This is a genomic window from bacterium, from assembly GCA_030693325.1.
In the GTDB taxonomy this organism is placed as follows: Bacteria; Patescibacteriota; Minisyncoccia; order UBA6257; family MFKM01; genus MFKM01.
In genome coordinates, this window is record JAUYAV010000001.1 from 1 (window position 1) to 14895 (window position 14895).

The 14895-nt window shown below is 40.3% G+C and carries 15 protein-coding genes and 1 other RNA gene; 7 read left to right on the forward strand and 9 right to left on the reverse strand.

Features of this window, described 5'->3' with window-relative positions; genetic code table 11:
* The 6 genes from Q8N22_00005 to argS all read right to left on the reverse strand — a co-directional run.
* The coding region (locus Q8N22_00005; protein ID MDP3052335.1) for a recombination protein O N-terminal domain-containing protein at positions 1-347 on the reverse strand (347 nt) is incomplete at its 3' end.
* 5 nt (positions 348-352) lie between these two features.
* Positions 353-2083: a DNA polymerase/3'-5' exonuclease PolX gene (gene polX / locus Q8N22_00010; GenBank protein MDP3052336.1), complete on the reverse strand. Its 1731-nt coding sequence runs from the start codon at positions 2081-2083 to the stop codon at positions 353-355.
* On the reverse strand, positions 2080-2709 hold the full coding sequence (locus Q8N22_00015; protein ID MDP3052337.1) for an MFS transporter: 630 nt from the start codon (positions 2707-2709) through the stop codon (positions 2080-2082). Before Q8N22_00015 ends, polX begins: the two co-directional genes overlap by 4 nt.
* A gap of 9 nt (positions 2710-2718) precedes the next feature.
* The gene (locus Q8N22_00020) at positions 2719-5319 is read right to left on the reverse strand and encodes an ATP-dependent Clp protease ATP-binding subunit (protein MDP3052338.1); all 2601 of its coding nucleotides are present in this window, start codon (positions 5317-5319) and stop codon (positions 2719-2721) included.
* Between the two features lies 1 nt (position 5320).
* Positions 5321-5662 (reverse strand): hypothetical protein, encoded by a 342-nt coding sequence (locus Q8N22_00025; protein MDP3052339.1) that lies wholly within the window; start codon positions 5660-5662, stop codon positions 5321-5323.
* 63 nt (positions 5663-5725) lie between these two features.
* On the reverse strand, positions 5726-7291 hold the full coding sequence (gene argS / locus Q8N22_00030) for an arginine--tRNA ligase (GenBank protein ID MDP3052340.1): 1566 nt from the start codon (positions 7289-7291) through the stop codon (positions 5726-5728).
* Positions 7292-7314: 23 nt separating this feature from the next.
* Here argS and smpB point away from each other — a divergent pair, with 23 nt between their 5' ends.
* The 5 genes from smpB to rplT all read left to right on the forward strand — a co-directional run bounded on the left by smpB (position 7315) and on the right by rplT (position 9187).
* Complete coding sequence (gene smpB / locus Q8N22_00035; GenBank protein MDP3052341.1) at positions 7315-7755, forward strand: SsrA-binding protein SmpB; 441 nt, start codon at positions 7315-7317, stop codon at positions 7753-7755.
* Positions 7748-8099: a transfer-messenger RNA gene (ssrA, locus tag Q8N22_00040) on the forward strand. Before smpB ends, ssrA begins: the two co-directional genes overlap by 8 nt.
* A 19-nt stretch (positions 8100-8118) precedes the next feature.
* Positions 8119-8625 (forward strand): translation initiation factor IF-3, encoded by a 507-nt coding sequence (gene infC / locus Q8N22_00045; protein MDP3052342.1) that lies wholly within the window; start codon positions 8119-8121, stop codon positions 8623-8625.
* 28 nt (positions 8626-8653) lie between these two features.
* On the forward strand, positions 8654-8824 hold the full coding sequence (locus Q8N22_00050; GenBank protein MDP3052343.1) for a hypothetical protein: 171 nt from the start codon (positions 8654-8656) through the stop codon (positions 8822-8824).
* 9 nt (positions 8825-8833) lie between these two features.
* Positions 8834-9187, forward strand: coding sequence for a 50S ribosomal protein L20 (gene rplT, locus Q8N22_00055; GenBank protein MDP3052344.1), 354 nt, complete (start codon positions 8834-8836; stop codon positions 9185-9187).
* Here rplT and Q8N22_00060 read toward each other — a convergent pair.
* The 3 genes from Q8N22_00060 to Q8N22_00070 are packed head-to-tail and all read right to left on the reverse strand — an operon-like array spanning position 9136 to position 11425.
* Positions 9136-10635: a glycosyltransferase family 2 protein gene (locus Q8N22_00060; GenBank protein ID MDP3052345.1), complete on the reverse strand. Its 1500-nt coding sequence runs from the start codon at positions 10633-10635 to the stop codon at positions 9136-9138. The two genes, rplT and Q8N22_00060, sit on opposite strands and share 52 nt — an antisense overlap.
* 11 nt (positions 10636-10646) lie before the next feature.
* On the reverse strand, positions 10647-10793 hold the full coding sequence (locus Q8N22_00065; GenBank protein MDP3052346.1) for a hypothetical protein: 147 nt from the start codon (positions 10791-10793) through the stop codon (positions 10647-10649).
* Positions 10790-11425, reverse strand: a complete 636-nt coding sequence (locus Q8N22_00070) for a GDSL-type esterase/lipase family protein (protein MDP3052347.1) — start codon at positions 11423-11425, stop codon at positions 10790-10792. The genes Q8N22_00065 and Q8N22_00070 overlap by 4 nt, the downstream gene beginning before the upstream one ends.
* Before the next feature lie 118 nt (positions 11426-11543).
* On the opposite strand from Q8N22_00070, the gene tsaD reads away from it, so the two are divergent.
* Positions 11544-12647, forward strand: a complete 1104-nt coding sequence (tsaD, locus tag Q8N22_00075) for a tRNA (adenosine(37)-N6)-threonylcarbamoyltransferase complex transferase subunit TsaD (protein ID MDP3052348.1) — start codon at positions 11544-11546, stop codon at positions 12645-12647.
* An 11-nt stretch (positions 12648-12658) separates the two neighbouring features.
* Entirely contained in the window at positions 12659-14794 is a 2136-nt protein-coding gene (locus Q8N22_00080; protein MDP3052349.1) for a valine--tRNA ligase, read from the forward strand.
* Positions 14795-14895: the final 101 nt, after the last annotated feature.

A 14895-nucleotide genomic window follows, 5' to 3' on the forward strand; every position in this document is an offset into this window, starting at 1 on the left:
TTCAGCCAAAACCACAATTTGGGGTCTGTTTCTTTGGAATAAATAAGTTCCCGCATGGCGGAAATAAATTTTAAACCCTTGGCAAAAGAAACCGGAGATTTTCGGAAATGAGATAAATTATCTTTAGTTAAGGCATCAGTCACCACGAATCCGTTTTTTTCGGCCAAACGCACCAAAGAAAAAGTCAGCGGCTCCAAATGAGGTGAAAGTTTGGAAGTTATTTTTTGGCCGCTGGTGATTCTGGCTTTCACCCGTCCCAATTCTTTGGTATAAAGGTCAATAGTGAAGTTGGTTTCATTAGCGGCGGTTTTATCTAAAACCAGGGCTTCGGTTAAATGTTCACGCATTAGTTTTATTTTTTCTTAAAAAACTTTAATAATTTTTCCAAAGGCCAGGCGTTAATGATATCCTTTTTTTCGGCCCAGCCGCGGCGGGCCTGGCTGATGCCCAGCTCCATAAAACGCAATTGGTCTAAATTATGAGCATCGGTGTTGATAATCATTTTGACTCCGGCTTCCACGGCTTTTTTGATATTAATATCTTTCAAATCCAGTCGGCCAGGGAAAGAATTAATTTCTAAAATTGTGCCGGTTTCTTTGGCAATCTTCAAAATTTCATCAAAATCAATTTCATATTCTTCGCGTTTCTGAATCAGCCGGCCGGTCGGGTGAGAAATAATATCAACATTGGGATTTTTCATCGCCTTAATAATTCTTTCAGTCATTCCCCTTTTACTCATTTTCATCTGGGAATGAACTCCGGCAATGACATAATCCAACTGCGCCAAAACTTCATCATCAATATCAATTGAGCCGTCAGCCATAATATTCGCCTCGCAGCCATGCAAAATCCGAAAATTAGAATTTAGAATGCGGGTTACGGAATTCAGGTCGTTAATTTCCTTCCGCTGACGAAGCAATTGTTTTTCATCCAAGCCATGCTCAATGTGTAAAAATTTAGTGTGGTCTGATATGCCGATATATTCATAACCAATTTCCTGCGCCGCTCGGCTGATTTCTTCAATGCTGTCGGCGCCGCCGTCCCAATTGGAATGAACATGAAGATCGCCTTTAATGTTTTTGTAGCTGATAACTTTAGGCAGTTTTCCTTTTAAAGCCGCTTCCAGTTCGCCGGTATTTTCCCGCAGTTCCGGTTCAAAATAAGGAAGCTCTAATGCTTTGTAAATTTCTTCTTCGGTTTTTGAAGCGATTGATTTTTTGCCTTTAAACAATCCGTATTCATTGAGCTTCATTCCTTTTTCAATGGCGATTTTCCGCAAGGCAATATTATGTTCTTTGGAGCCGGTGAAATACTGCAAAGCCGAACCGAATTCTTTATCCGGTAAAACCCGCAAGTCAACATCAAACCCCACTTCCAAACGGATTGAGGCCTTCGTCGGCCCTTCTCCCCAAATTTTAATAATATCCGGCAAGGAAACGAAATAGCTGATGACTTTTTTAGGATTGGAACTGGTGATTAAAATATCCACATCGCCGACGGTTTCTTTCATTCTCCGGACCGAACCCGCCGGGCTGATTTTTCTCACTCCTTTTAAGCTTTTTAAATTGGCAATAATTTCATTGACAACCGGTAAAATTTCCCCCAATAAAAATCTGCCTTTGGTCCTCTTGAGAAATTCTATGCCCTGAAGGATATTTTTTTCTGTTTTTTCTCCGAAATTAGGCAAATTTCTGATTTTGCCGGCCTTGGCGGCCTTTTCTAAATCGTTTAAATTTTTGATTTTAAGTTGTTTGTATAGATCTCCGATCATCTTCGGGCCAATGCCTTCAACAGCGCTCAACTCGTCAATGTCAACCGGCATTTTTTTCTTGAAGGTTTCATACTCCTTGATTTTTCCGGTTTTCAGATATTCTCTAATTTTTTCGGCGAGGCTTTTGCCCACTCCGGGAATTTTTTCCAAGGCCTTAATCCCGCCTTGTTTATAAATATTTTCAACGTCCTCGGACAAATTTTCCAAATTAAAAGCCGCTCTTTCAAAAGCGTATGGTTTAAAATCCACGCCCTCCATCTCCAAATAAACGGCGAGTTGATAGAATATTTTGGCAATTTCTTGGTTCTTCATAACTCACTCCCTTTCTTAAAAGGCGGCCAATAAGAAGTGGCACGGTCTTTAGGCGAAATATTTTTGAAAATAACCAGCGGCAAAAAAGCGCTGAAAATAATAAAAACCCCTACTCCGATAAACAGAGTATTAAACCCAAAACGATAAGCAATGATTCCGCCTAAAGCACTGGCTATTCCGGCTCCGAAACCAACCAAGGCCGACCTCACGCTCCATTCAAAAGCCTCTTTTCCTTTATCAATATGACGGGTAAAAATAGCGGTATAGCCGGGAATGTTCATTCCCATGCCCAGAGCATAAATTGCCTGAAGAAAATAAATATGCCAAGGCAAAGAAGAAAAAAGATAACCCAAAACCGCCATGGCGGCAAAAAGATTCCCAATTATCACAAACAATAAATCATCATACTCGCCGTGATTTCTATCCAAGTATTTCCCAAAAGGCACAATAATCAATGACTTAACAATCCAATAAACAGCGGCGGCAAAACCGGCAACTTCAATATTGCCGCCTTTTATATTGTTAGTCAAAAAAATAGCGAAAATCGGCGCCACAAAACCCAAGCCGGTTAGCAAAGCCATATCGGAAAGAATCAAAATTTTTATTATTTTGTTAATCTTAAGCATTATAAAAAATTAATTTAAAACTTTAAATTCTAAATTTTCGCCGGCCAGAGTTACCTGGATGGTGTTGCCGCGGCTGATTTCCTTGCGAAGGATTTTTTCCGCCAAAACGCCGCGGATGTTCTCGGAGATAACCTGACGCAAGGGCCGGGCGCCGAAAACCGGGCTATAACCCAATTCGGCAATTTTTTTAATAACATCATCTTCAAATTTAAGTTCAATCCCCTGGTTCTCTCCCAGAATTTTTGTTAAATCATCAAGTTGCAATTTGGCAATTTGAACAATTTCTTCAAATTTAAGCGAACGAAAAACGATAACGGAAGAAAAACGGTTAAGCAGTTCGGGTTTGAAATAATCGGTTAATTTTTGCTTCAAAGCGTCGGCAATCGCGTCCATTGTTTTACCCTGCTCAATTTCGGTCTTGATAAATTCCGAATGGGCGTTGCTGGTGGCGATAATAATCGTGTTCTGAAAATCAACCGTCCGGCCCAAATTATCGGTCAAACGGCCATCGTCAAAAACCTGAAGAAATAAATTAAGAATATCAGGATTCGCTTTTTCAAATTCATCCAACAGAATCAAACTGTAAGGTTTTTGGCTAACAGCTTCGGTTAGATTGCCCGGCACTTTCCCGTCAGGAGAGCCGATGAACCGGAAAATACTCTGCTTATCCTGGTATTCAGACATATCAAAACGAATCATTAATTCCGGCGAACCGAATTGAAGCTGTGCCAAAATTTTTGAAAGTTCTGTTTTCCCGACACCAGTCGGTCCGACAAAAAGGAAAGCGGCAATCGGTCCGCCTTTGCGGCTCAAACCGCTCCGATATTCCCGCAAGGCCCGGCTGACGGCTTTGACGGCTTCCTCCTGATTAACCAGCCGCCGATGAATTAATTCTTCAAGATTCAAAAGTTTTTCCGTTTCTTCAGGCCCAGCTCTTTGAATGGGGATTTTGGTCTGGCGCTCCACAGTCGCCATCACGTCTTCGGCCTCCAAAATTTTCCTTCCTTGATTTTGAACATTGGCCAAAGCTTCTTTTAAAACCTCTTCGGCGCTTGACGGCAAAGGTTTCGCCCGCAGATAACGATGAGACAGCACGACCGCCTGCTTGATTGCTCCGAATTTAATTTTTACCCGAAACTGATTTTCCAAAATCAAAGCGTCATAAACCAAAATTTTGACGGAATCAGCCTCACTGGCTTCATTCACCCTGATAATTTCAAAAGCCGCCGCTAAATCCGTCCGTGGTTCAATAAATTGCTGATATTCCCGCGGATAAGTCGCTCCGATAACCGGGAAGGAACCCGATTCAATCGCCGGCAATAAAATATCGCTGGCGCTTAAAAAATATTCTCCGGAAGTTTTCACAAGATTATCAATATTGGGAATGAATAAAATAATGTTTCCGGCTTGAATAATCTCGTCAACAATCTGCTTTAATCGTCCGGAAAGTTCTTCGGGCGTAGCCTTGGCGACCAGACTACTAAGCTCCAAAGAAACCAGACGCTTATCAAAAAGAGCCGGCGACACCCGATCTTTGACAATCTGATAAGCCAAACGTTTAACAATCACTTCCTTACCTACGCCGGGCTCGCCCACCAATAAAGCGGCGGGTTTTGCCGGACGAGAAAGAATGTTTAACAAGCGTTCATATTCTTCTTTATGGCCGATTAAAAAGCCGATTTTTTCGGAACGGGCCAACTCGGTCAAATCAATAGAAAATTTATCCAAAACAGGCGTTGGCCGGCTGGTCCAGGCCCGGTTCACTTCCCGCCGCCTGGTATAAAAAGGCCGGCGTATAAAACCGCCAAGAGCCGCCGGCAATCTTTTAAGCAAAGACCGCCGATAGCGGCCGAAAACCAAAACCTCCCTTAAATCATCGGGAGATAAATTGAATAAATTGAAAAACCTGATCAGACTACTGCTGTCAACCCCGTTAGAAGTATTATATTTTATGCTTCTGTCCAAAGAACCTAAATCAGACTTTATTCCCTGAGAACTTCTAACGGGGGCAACCTGAAACAAGGCCACTAAAATATTTCGCGACTCAATGAAATTTTCGTTGGCTAAAACCGCTTCCTGGTAAGCGCTCAAAACCAATTTTTCTATTTTCCCCAACAACATCTTGGCTTCCGGCCGCTCATTCAGCGACCCCTGAAGATATTCTTCCAGTTTTTGGGAAAATTCCGGCAAAGAAAGCTCTAATCTTTGAAGAGCTTCTTTTATATCGCGGCATCCAAGCAAATTTTTCAAAAGCCAGAGGTCAAAATCGCCGCCGATTACAGAAGCCCGGCTGGAAGCGTCTTCAATTAGATTATAAGTTGAAGGCGCCAAATAAGAAGCTAAATTGGCTTTGACTTTGATAGTCCTCTTGATTCTTCCTAACTCATTTAAAGAACGGTCAGCCCAATTAAAACGGAGAAGAAGGTTGGCTAAAAAAAGCGTCAAGAAAACGCCCGACCACCAGAAATGCGACGACCCGGACAATAAAAACAAAAAAACAAAAGTCAGAGCGGCTAAAATAATGTATTCAACCCAGATTATTATCCGCACCAGCCGGCGGCTGAAAACATTCAAATAAAGTCGTGGTTCTTTGAAATAAACTTCTAGCATTTTAAAAAATTATTTTATAAATTATACCCAAGGGAATCGCCGCCCAAGTTAAATACAAACCAAACCAGGCCAAAATTATCAAAAGATAGATAAAGCCGCCAGCGGCTAATCTGACGCCACGGAAAATAAATCCCAGAACATAACCGACAAAAGTATAGTTCTGATAAAGGGGCTGAAAAAGATAACGGAAGGTTACTCTTAAGGCGAAATAGCGGTCCAATCGCTCCAAAAAATTAATCAGCCGGCGGAAAAAGAAAAAAAATCCGTCTTTATACCAATGGCGCAAAAATTCGCCGATGCGATAAACAAAGCGATTGCCGAAATAAACCAAAGCCGAGACCATAAAGTAATTATAGCTTCTAGGTTAATTATTTGGTAGGGACAACTAAATTAAAAAACTAGTCGTCTACATCCTCCGGGGTAAGCTTATCCCTAAAAGATTGAGTAAATTCTGAAAAACAATTTGAGTCGCTTTCAAAAGAGCCAGCCGCGCCGACAACAAATCTTTTTCTGTTCCGATTATTCTTTCTTTTTCATAAAAATTATGAAACCCTTTCGCTAAATCCAGTGAATAACGGACCAAAATTTGCGGATTATAGTTTTTCGCCGCTTCTTCAACAACTTCGGGGAATCTCTCCGTTATCCGCATCAAATTTATGTCTTCGGGGGTGTCAAGAAGACTCAAATCAACTTTTAATTTTTCCTGCCTGCCGGCAGGCAGGGATTTTTTTATGACACTGCCGCATCTTACCGCCGCGTACTGAACGTAATAAACCGGATTTTTTGACGATTGTTCTTTAGCCAAATCCAAATCAAAATCCATATGAGTATTAGGCGAACTCATTAAAAAGAAAAATCGGGCTGCGTCCAAACCAACCTCGTCAATTAATTCATCAATTGTTATATAAGAACCGGTTCTTTTGGACATCCTGACTTCTTTTCCTTCTTTAATCAGCCGGACTAATTGTATTATTATAAAAACAAGATTTTCTTTTTTATAGCCCAGCGCTTCAGCGGCGGCTTTTACCCTGCCAATATAACCGTAATGGTCCGCTCCTAAAAAAATAATTAACTTGTCAAAATCTCTTTCAAATTTATTTTTCAAATAAGCGATGTCTGAAGTGAAATACGCTTTTTCTCCGTCTGTTTTTATTAATACCCGGTCTTTGTCATCGCCGAATTTTGTTGATTTAAACCAAGTCGCCCCTTCTTTTCTATATGTCAGATTTTTTTCATCAAGCTCATTTATTATTTTTTCAATCGCTTTGCTTTTATACAAACTTTTTTCGGAAAACCATTTATTAAACTTTATCCCTATTTTTTCAACCGCCGGTTTTATTATTTCTTTTAAAATTAATTTCGCCGCTTTTTCTCCGGCTTTTGCCGGATTTTTTTCCGCAATTTTTTTCCGCAATTTTTCAATATAATCGCCACTGTAAACCGCCTGCTCATCTCCCAGAACTGAGTGTCCTAATTTTTTTATTTGTTCGCCGGTATCGTTAATATAATATTCCCTGGCTACTTTATAACCCGCCTTTTTTAAAACATTAGCCAAAACATCTCCGCAAAAACCGCCACGGCCGTTGCCGATAGTCAAAGGGCCCGTGGGATTAGCCGAAATAAATTCAATGTTTATCTTTTTATTCCCGCCCGATTTCGAACTCCCGTATTTTTCGTTTTTCTTTAAAATTTCCCCAAGTTCGTCTTGTAAAATTTTTTCTGACAGCCAAAAATTAATAAATCCCGGCGGCGCAGTTTCTATTTTTTCAAAAAGCTTTGAGCTTTGAGCTTTGAGTTTTAAGTTTATTTCTTCCGCGATCTCCATCGGATTTTTCCCCTGTAATTTCGCCAACTGCAAAGCCACATTAGTGGAATAATGCCCGAATTTTTCGTTTTCCGGCACAAAAATTTCAATCGGCATTGATTCCTTGATAACTTTTTTGAGACAGTCGGTAATTTTTGTTTTAAGCATTAATTCAATTATACTTAAAACAAATGATTATTTCTACTAACAAACGCGCTTATTTTGACTATAAAATCCTGGAGGCCTACGAAGCCGGAATTGAATTGCTGGGGTTTGAAGTCAAAGCCATAAAAACCGGACATATAAATTTGGCCGGTTCTTACGCCGTCATCAAAGATAATCAACTCTGGCTTCTTAACGCCGACATTCCGGCTTACCAGCCGAAAAATACTCCGGCGGGCTATGACCAAAGAAGGACCCGGCGCTTGCTTTTAAAAACCGCGGAGATAAACAATCTTTCAGGCAAAACCAAAGAAAAGGGCTTGACTTTAGTGCCGCTCAAGGTCTATACTAAAAACCGCAGAATCAAGATAGAAATCGGATTGGCGAAAAGCAAAAAAGAGTTTGATAAAAGAGAAACTATCAAAAAACGCGAAGCTCAACGCCAAATCCGGGAAAGAATAAGGGAATGATTTGTTTCGATGGCAGTACTTTTATAAAACAGCAGGTTAAGGACGGCCCGTTACCTTGTCAATCATCGGGTCAAAAACAACTGTCAAAAACAATTTGACTCCTGCCTTGGCTTTTGCCTAAGCAGGCATCGCTTGATTAAAACTTGATAGATTAAAGCGGTGTAAACAATCAAGTTATAGCTGATTTTCCGGCCGAGAAAATTAGTTGAACAAAATCGGCCGAGAATTATGAATATTTCGCCGAATTTAAGTTCATAATTCTTACAAAAAATAATTTGGCTAAACCTGTAGAAATTTTATAAAATTAATGTCAGACGCGAGTTCAATTCTCGCCATTTCCACTAAGAAAATTTATCAATAACTATTAACTACCGCACCAACAATCAAATTACCGCCCTGGAATTGAGAGTAATTGATGAGACCAGCGCCCATTTGGGTGTAATGACAAAAGAGGCGGCTTTAGGTTTGGCTAAGGAAAGAGGTTTGGATTTGATTGAAATTACCTCAACCGCCAAACCGCCTATAGCCCAGATAATCAGTTTTGATAAATTCAGGTATCAGAAAGAAAAAGAATTTAAAAAACAGCGGCTGGCCCAAAGGAAAACCGCTTTTGAGCTGAAACAAGTAAGGATCAGCCCGCGGGCCGCTCAAAACGATTTAGCGACCAAAGCCGGATTGGCGGAAAAATTCCTGCAAACCGGCCATAAAGTGGAAATCCTTTTGCTGTTAAAAGGCCGGGAAAAAGGAAACAAGGATTGGGGCCTTTTAAAACTCCGGGAATTCATTAAAATAATCAAAATCCCCTGCAAGATTACCCTGGAGCCGAGGTTTATCGGCCGAGGATTTGTAGTTCAAATAATTAAAGAATAATCACGATTTAGCGAACACTATAATTATTATGAGAAAAAGTTTATCAAAAAGAATCAGAATAACTAAAAGAGGAAAAATTATAAGGAAAGCCATGGGCCAGGGACATTGCCGGGCCAAAAAAAGCAACACCCAAATAAAAAGAAGGAAGAAACCGAGAGGTATTCTGCATGGCGATAAATTTATTAAAAAACATTTATAAAAACCAAAAATGACCAGAGTCAAAAGAGGAACTCTTTCCGTTAAAAAAAGAGAAAAAATTCTTAAATACACCAAGGGCTTTCACTGGGGCCGGAAAGCTAAAGAAAGAGCCGCCAAAGAAGCCCTGCTCCACGCCTGGACCCACGCTTTTTGCGGCCGCAAAGAAAAAAAGCGAGATTACCGCCGGCTTTGGCAGGTTCAAATTAACGCCGCGGTCCGCCAGAAAGAACTTAGTTACAGCAAATTCATCAGCCAGCTCAAAAAGGCCAACATCAAGCTTGACCGCAAAGTTTTAGCTGAAATAGCCAAAACTCAACCAGTTATCTTTGAACGACTTTTAGGCGTCGCCCAAAAGTCCAAGTGAAATTTCTTACCCAGCATTAATCTCGTCTGGGCCTCCAAAGCGGGGAAAGAACCCATAATAATCAAAGTTATGGGCATTAATATCCATTGAGCCAGATAAAAAATATAATGCCGGAATTTAAATTTTTTGGGTTTAGGCGGCAAAAGGGAAAGAGCTAACGCCGCCGAAGTGACGATGCCGATGCTGGCCAAAGTCATGATAAAACTTGTCACCCGGGGCAAATTATAAGAAAGAAGAGAGATGTCAAAATTAGCGCCTCCGATTAAAACCGGCAACCAGCCGAAAATGAAAATAATCAAAGCATTGGTCGCCCAGGAATGAAAATCTTCCATCAAATGGAAACCCCGATAAATTTTTTGTCCCCAAGATATTTTCTTTACGGAAAATTCCGATAAAATATAAGGAACATTTTCCACGCCCCAGGCCCAGCGCCGCTGTTGTTTGTAAAGATTTTTAATCGTCCGCCAGAAACTCGGAGTGACATTGGCATCCATATAAACCGGATAAAGCAGGGGTATCACCTGCCAATCGCCTTTGTAATGAAGAAAAAATTGCCAAAAAATCCGCGAATCCTCCGAAACCACGTTCGTTTGCCAAAAACCGATTTCAACCAACGCCTTGAAAGGCATAGAATGGGAAGAAAAAGTGGTTAAACGCTCCGGCCAGGACTGGTGCATCATCATCCAGAAAGTGGTGGAAAAAGCGATTAGCCGAGCCAAGGCCGGCGCCTGATAAATGTTATTGGTAAAAAGAGGAACCGGTTGATAACTAGAATTTTGCGGTTTTTCAGCCGTTAAAAATTTATAAGTCAAAATCCCGAAATATTCGGGACCGATCTGGGTATCAATATCAAAAGCGGAAACAAGAATATTCTCATAGGGAATTTCCAGTGGGTCAATTATTAATTTCTTGGCTTCTTTAATCGCCCAAGTTTCATTGGCGCCTTTGCCGGCAATTTCTCCTGGTAAATTAGCGGGATGACAAGTAATTAAAAATTTAAAAAAATCTTTTTCAAACTCCCCTTTTATTTTCTGGGCGGTTATTTCTCCGGCGGCGCCGGCTATTTGCTCAATGGCCAAAACAACAATCAATTTATCCTTTGAATAATTGGCATTTTTCAAACTCAAAAAAGATTCCCGAATAACTTCGTAGGGCTCTTTATACATCGGAAAAATTATCAGGTGATAAATATTTTGCCAGTTTTTGGTTGCCGATTGCCGGTTGTCGGTCAGTTTATCAATCCAATTTATTTTCTTGTTCGCCCGCATCTGCCTGAAACTGGCTTGTAAATGAAAATATAAAAATATGGTTTTACAAAGCCAATAGCAGTCAAAAATAATAATGAAAACCGCCACCCAGACCGGCTGTTTAAAAGATAAAAATGCCAAAAGCCCCAAAGTCAGCCACGCCAAAGCCCCCGGAAAAATTTCTAAAAGTTTTGTTTTCATTTAAAGATTGTTTATGACTTGTGAATTTGCCTTTCAGAACCAGAATAATTTTGCTCCAGCGGCAAAATTTTCTTTTCCCTCGGCGTCCAAACTCCGCTTTGCGGAGACCAATCTTTAGACGCCTGCGGGATATTCTTCAAGACAAATTCACAAGTCATACTATTTTATTTTTTACCAAAAAATTATTAACTATCTCAAAAATTTTTTGATGCCCTTTAGAATTCGGATGAAGCCCGTCGGCTAATAAGTCTTTATAGTCCAAATTCATCAATTCGTCAAAAACCTCAATAAAATATATTTTCTTTTCTTCAGAAACAGATTTTATGATTTCGTTATATTCTCGTATATATTCATTTTTATAAGATTTATCGGTATTCCAAGGAATTGGCAGGGTTTTGGTTTCATCAACGGGAGTCAACCCCACAAAAATAATTTTTGAAGAAAATTTTTCAGCCAGCTTTATAAGTTTTTGAAGATTATTTTTGAATTCCGGCGGCGAACATCTTGAACTGTTTTGGCTATGAATAAATTGAGAATCGTTGATCCCAACGGCAAAAATAAATATAGTATCTTCTCTTTCTTTTAATCTTTGTTTGGTTTCAAATTCAAATCTTTCTAATAAATCACCCGAGGAATCTCCGGATACGGCTAAATTATAAACCAGGCAATAAAAATCAGGGCTGGTAAAAGGCCTTTCGTCAAAAAATTTCCTCAACCGGTTGACCCAACCGCCTTCTTCGTCTCCGGCACCACAAGCGATACTGTCTCCAAAAACCAAAATTTGAGCCATATATTTTTATTTAAATTTAATATAATGAGCTTTGTTTGAATCATGCATATAAATTCAAGTATATCATCAAAAAAAACTTGGTGGAATTAAGCTTAATTTTTGGCTATAATTGGCTCGTATGAAAATACTATCTATTGAAACCAGCTGCGATGAAACCGCTTTGGCTTTAATTGAGGCAAACGGTGGGTTAAAAAATCCCCGATTTAAAATTTTAAAAAACTTAGTGGCTTCGCAGATAAAAATCCATCAACCGTTTGGAGGTGTCGTGCCTAATTTGGCAAAAAGAGAACATATCAAAAATCTTCCAATACTTTTTAATTCTTTATTAAAAAAGTTCACGAGTTCACGAGTTCACGAGTTAAAAAATCAACCCGCTAAACTCGTTAATTCGTTAATAAATAATAATTTTTTTGACTTAATCGCCGTAACTGTCGGCCCCGGACTGGAACCCTGCCTTTGGGCTGGAATTGGTTTTGCCAAAGATTTAGCTAAAAAATGGAATAAGCCGCTTATTGGCGTCAACCATCTTGAAGGGCACCTCTATAGTTTTTTACTAACTGAAAAACTAAAAAACCAAAAACTTAATAACTCATTCCCCGCCATCGCCTTGATTGTTTCCGGCGGCCACACGATTCTGCTTTTAATGAAAGATTTAACGCATTATAAAAAACTCGGCGAAACCCGGGATGATGCGGCTGGCGAGGCCTTTGATAAAGTCGCCCGATTGCTTAATTTGCCATACCCCGGCGGTCCCGAATTGGAAAAATTAGCCAAATATGGAAGTTCAACTTCCATAGATTTTCCCAGACCGATGCTTGACCAGAAAAATTACGATTTCAGTTTTTCAGGTCTCAAGACAGCCGTCTTATATTATCTCCGCGACCAAAACCCCAAAACCATACTAAAAGCTAACGTGGCCGCTTCATTCCAGCAAGCCGCCATTGATGTTTTAACGGCCAAAACTTTCCGCGCCGCCAGAGAATTCAAAGCTCAATCAATTCTGCTTTCCGGCGGCGTCGCCAACAATAAAGCTCTCCGTCAAACTTTCAGGAAACTAGTTCAAAAAAAGACCTGCCTGCCGGCAGGCAGGAAATTAAATTTTTTCGCCCCGTCTTTGGAATTCACCACTGATAATGCGGCGATGACCGCGGTGGCCGCTTATTTTAATCATCTAAAAAATAAAAAACGCCGTCTTATTGCTCAAGGCGATTTAAACCTTTAAAATAAATATAAATGGAAAAAACCTACGACCCCAAACAAACCGAAGAGAAAATCTATCAGCTTTGGCTTAAAAGCGGCTATTTCAATCCCGATAAAATCAAAACGAAAAAAAATTACACCATTCTGCTTCCACCGCCAAATATCACAGGGTCTCTCCATATGGGGCATGCTCTCAACGCCACGATTATTGATATTTTAATCCGTTTCAAACGAATGCAGGGTTTTAGCGCCGCTTGTCTGCCCGGCACCGACCACGCCGGCATCGCCACTCAAAACGCCGTGGAAAAAGAACTTAGAAAAAACGGAACCAGCCGTTTTGACCTGGGCCGCGAAAAATTCATAGAAGCCGTTTGGCAATGGAAGGAAAAATACGGAAACATTATTCTGGACCAGCTTAAAAAAATCGGCCTTTCCGCCGACTGGTCGCGGATTCGTTTCACGATGGACCCGGAATACAGCGAAACGGTTAAAAAAACTTTCATCCATTATCATGAAAAAGGTTTGATTTATCGCGGCGAGCGGGTAATCAACTGGTGCACCCGCTGTCAAACCAGTTTATCCGATTTAGAAATTGAACATCAGGAAGAAAAAAGCTATCTATGGCATATAAAATATCCGCTTAAAAATCCCACGGAAAAAAATGAGTTTATTATCGTAGCTACCACCCGGCCGGAAACATTGCTCGGCGATGCCGCCGTGGCCGTCAATCCACAAGACAAAAAGTATCAAAACCTCATTGGCCAAAAAGTGATTCTGCCAATACAGAACAAGGAAATACCCATTATTGCCGACAAAGCGATTGACACCGATTTTGGCACCGGCGCGGTCAAGGTAACGCCGGCTCACGATCTTTTAGACGCCGAAATCGCCCAGCGCCATAATCTGCCTTTTTATAAAATTATTGACGAGAAAGGACGAATGACAAAATTAGCCGGCCCTGAATTTGAGGGGCTGAAAACACTCGAAGCCCGGGAAAAAATAATTGAAAAACTGAAAAATAAAAATCTGATTGAAAAAATAGAAGATTACAATCACAATGTCGCCCGTTGTTATCGCTGTCAGACGAAAATTGAACCGATTCCAAGTAAACAATGGTTTTTGAAAATGGCCGACCTGGCAAAAATTGCCGAAAAAACCGTACGTTCCAAAAAAAACCAAATCATTCCACAAAAATTTGAAAAAACTTATTTTGCCTGGCTGAAAAATATCAAGGATTGGTGCATCTCCCGCCAAATCTGGTGGGGGCACCAGCTTCCCGTTTTTTTCTGTGAAAATGAAAAAGAAAAATTTGCGGTAGCGCTTGATAAACCGAGAATTTGCCCTTTCTGTAAAAACTGCCAAATGAAACAATCAGAAGAAGTGCTGGACACCTGGTTTTCTTCGGCGCTGTGGCCTTTTGCGGAATTCCCCCTGAAAGATTTAAAGAAATTTTATCCAAGCGCGGTTTTAGTCACGGCTCGCGATATTATCAACCTCTGGGTAGGCAGAATGATTTTTTCGGGATTGGAATTTTTAAAACAAGAACCTTTTGTCAAAACATTCATTCACCCCACTATTTTAAACAAAGAAGGCAAAAGAATGTCAAAAAGTTTAGGCACCGGCGTTGACCCGCTGATTTTGATTGAAAATTTCGGCGCTGACGCCACCCGCTTCGGAATTATTTGGCAAACAATGGGCGGCCAGGATATTCGTTGGGACGAAACTGCGGTTTTAGCCGGGAAAAAATTCTGCAATAAAATTTGGAATGCTTCAAGGTTTGTTTTAGAAAACAAACCTTCGCTGATTTATGCTGATTTCAACGGATTAATGCGGATGAAAAATCTTACGACAGCCGACAAAAAAATTCTCAAACAGCTAGAAATCTTCCAAAAATCCGTGGCAAACGATATTGAAAAATTCCGGTTCGGTCATGCCCTGCGAACAGCCCATGATTTTTTCTGGCACCAATTCTGCGATGTTTATATTGAAAAATCCAAATCTCAGATCGCCGATTCCAAAACCGAAAAAAACACCAAAAATATTCTTTTATTCGTTCTTTCGTCTTCCCTGAAAATGCTTCATCCTTTTATGCCTTTTATCACTGAGGAGATCTATCAGAAACTTCCTTTAAAAAAAGAAAAATTATTAATGATTTCAAATCGGAGTTAATATGACTTACCTAGCGATACTTTTGGGAATTTTGCCGGGTTTAATCTGGGTATTTTTTTATCTTCAAGAAGACCCGCATCCCGAACCCAAACGGTTGATTT

Bases quoted from the DNA above. Each gene is read 5' to 3' on its own strand.
- Q8N22_00025 (MDP3052339.1), bottom strand. From the start codon at position 5,662: ATGGTCTCGGCTTTGGTTTATTTCGGCAATCGCTTTGTTTATCGCATC.
- argS (MDP3052340.1), bottom strand. From the start codon at position 7,291: ATGCTTAAAACAAAAATTACCGACTGTCTCAAAAAAGTTATCAAGGAA.
- Q8N22_00065 (MDP3052346.1), bottom strand. From the start codon at position 10,793: ATGACTTGTGAATTTGTCTTGAAGAATATCCCGCAGGCGTCTAAAGAT.
- smpB (MDP3052341.1), top strand. From the start codon at position 7,315: ATGATTATTTCTACTAACAAACGCGCTTATTTTGACTATAAAATCCTG.
- rplT (MDP3052344.1), top strand. From the start codon at position 8,834: ATGACCAGAGTCAAAAGAGGAACTCTTTCCGTTAAAAAAAGAGAAAAA.
- tsaD (MDP3052348.1), top strand. From the start codon at position 11,544: ATGAAAATACTATCTATTGAAACCAGCTGCGATGAAACCGCTTTGGCT.
- Q8N22_00070 (MDP3052347.1), bottom strand. From the start codon at position 11,425: ATGGCTCAAATTTTGGTTTTTGGAGACAGTATCGCTTGTGGTGCCGGA.
- Q8N22_00050 (MDP3052343.1), top strand. From the start codon at position 8,654: ATGAGAAAAAGTTTATCAAAAAGAATCAGAATAACTAAAAGAGGAAAA.
- Q8N22_00060 (MDP3052345.1), bottom strand. From the start codon at position 10,635: ATGAAAACAAAACTTTTAGAAATTTTTCCGGGGGCTTTGGCGTGGCTG.
- Q8N22_00080 (MDP3052349.1), top strand. From the start codon at position 12,659: ATGGAAAAAACCTACGACCCCAAACAAACCGAAGAGAAAATCTATCAG.
- Q8N22_00020 (MDP3052338.1), bottom strand. From the start codon at position 5,319: ATGCTAGAAGTTTATTTCAAAGAACCACGACTTTATTTGAATGTTTTC.
- polX (MDP3052336.1), bottom strand. From the start codon at position 2,083: ATGAAGAACCAAGAAATTGCCAAAATATTCTATCAACTCGCCGTTTAT.
- Q8N22_00015 (MDP3052337.1), bottom strand. From the start codon at position 2,709: ATGCTTAAGATTAACAAAATAATAAAAATTTTGATTCTTTCCGATATG.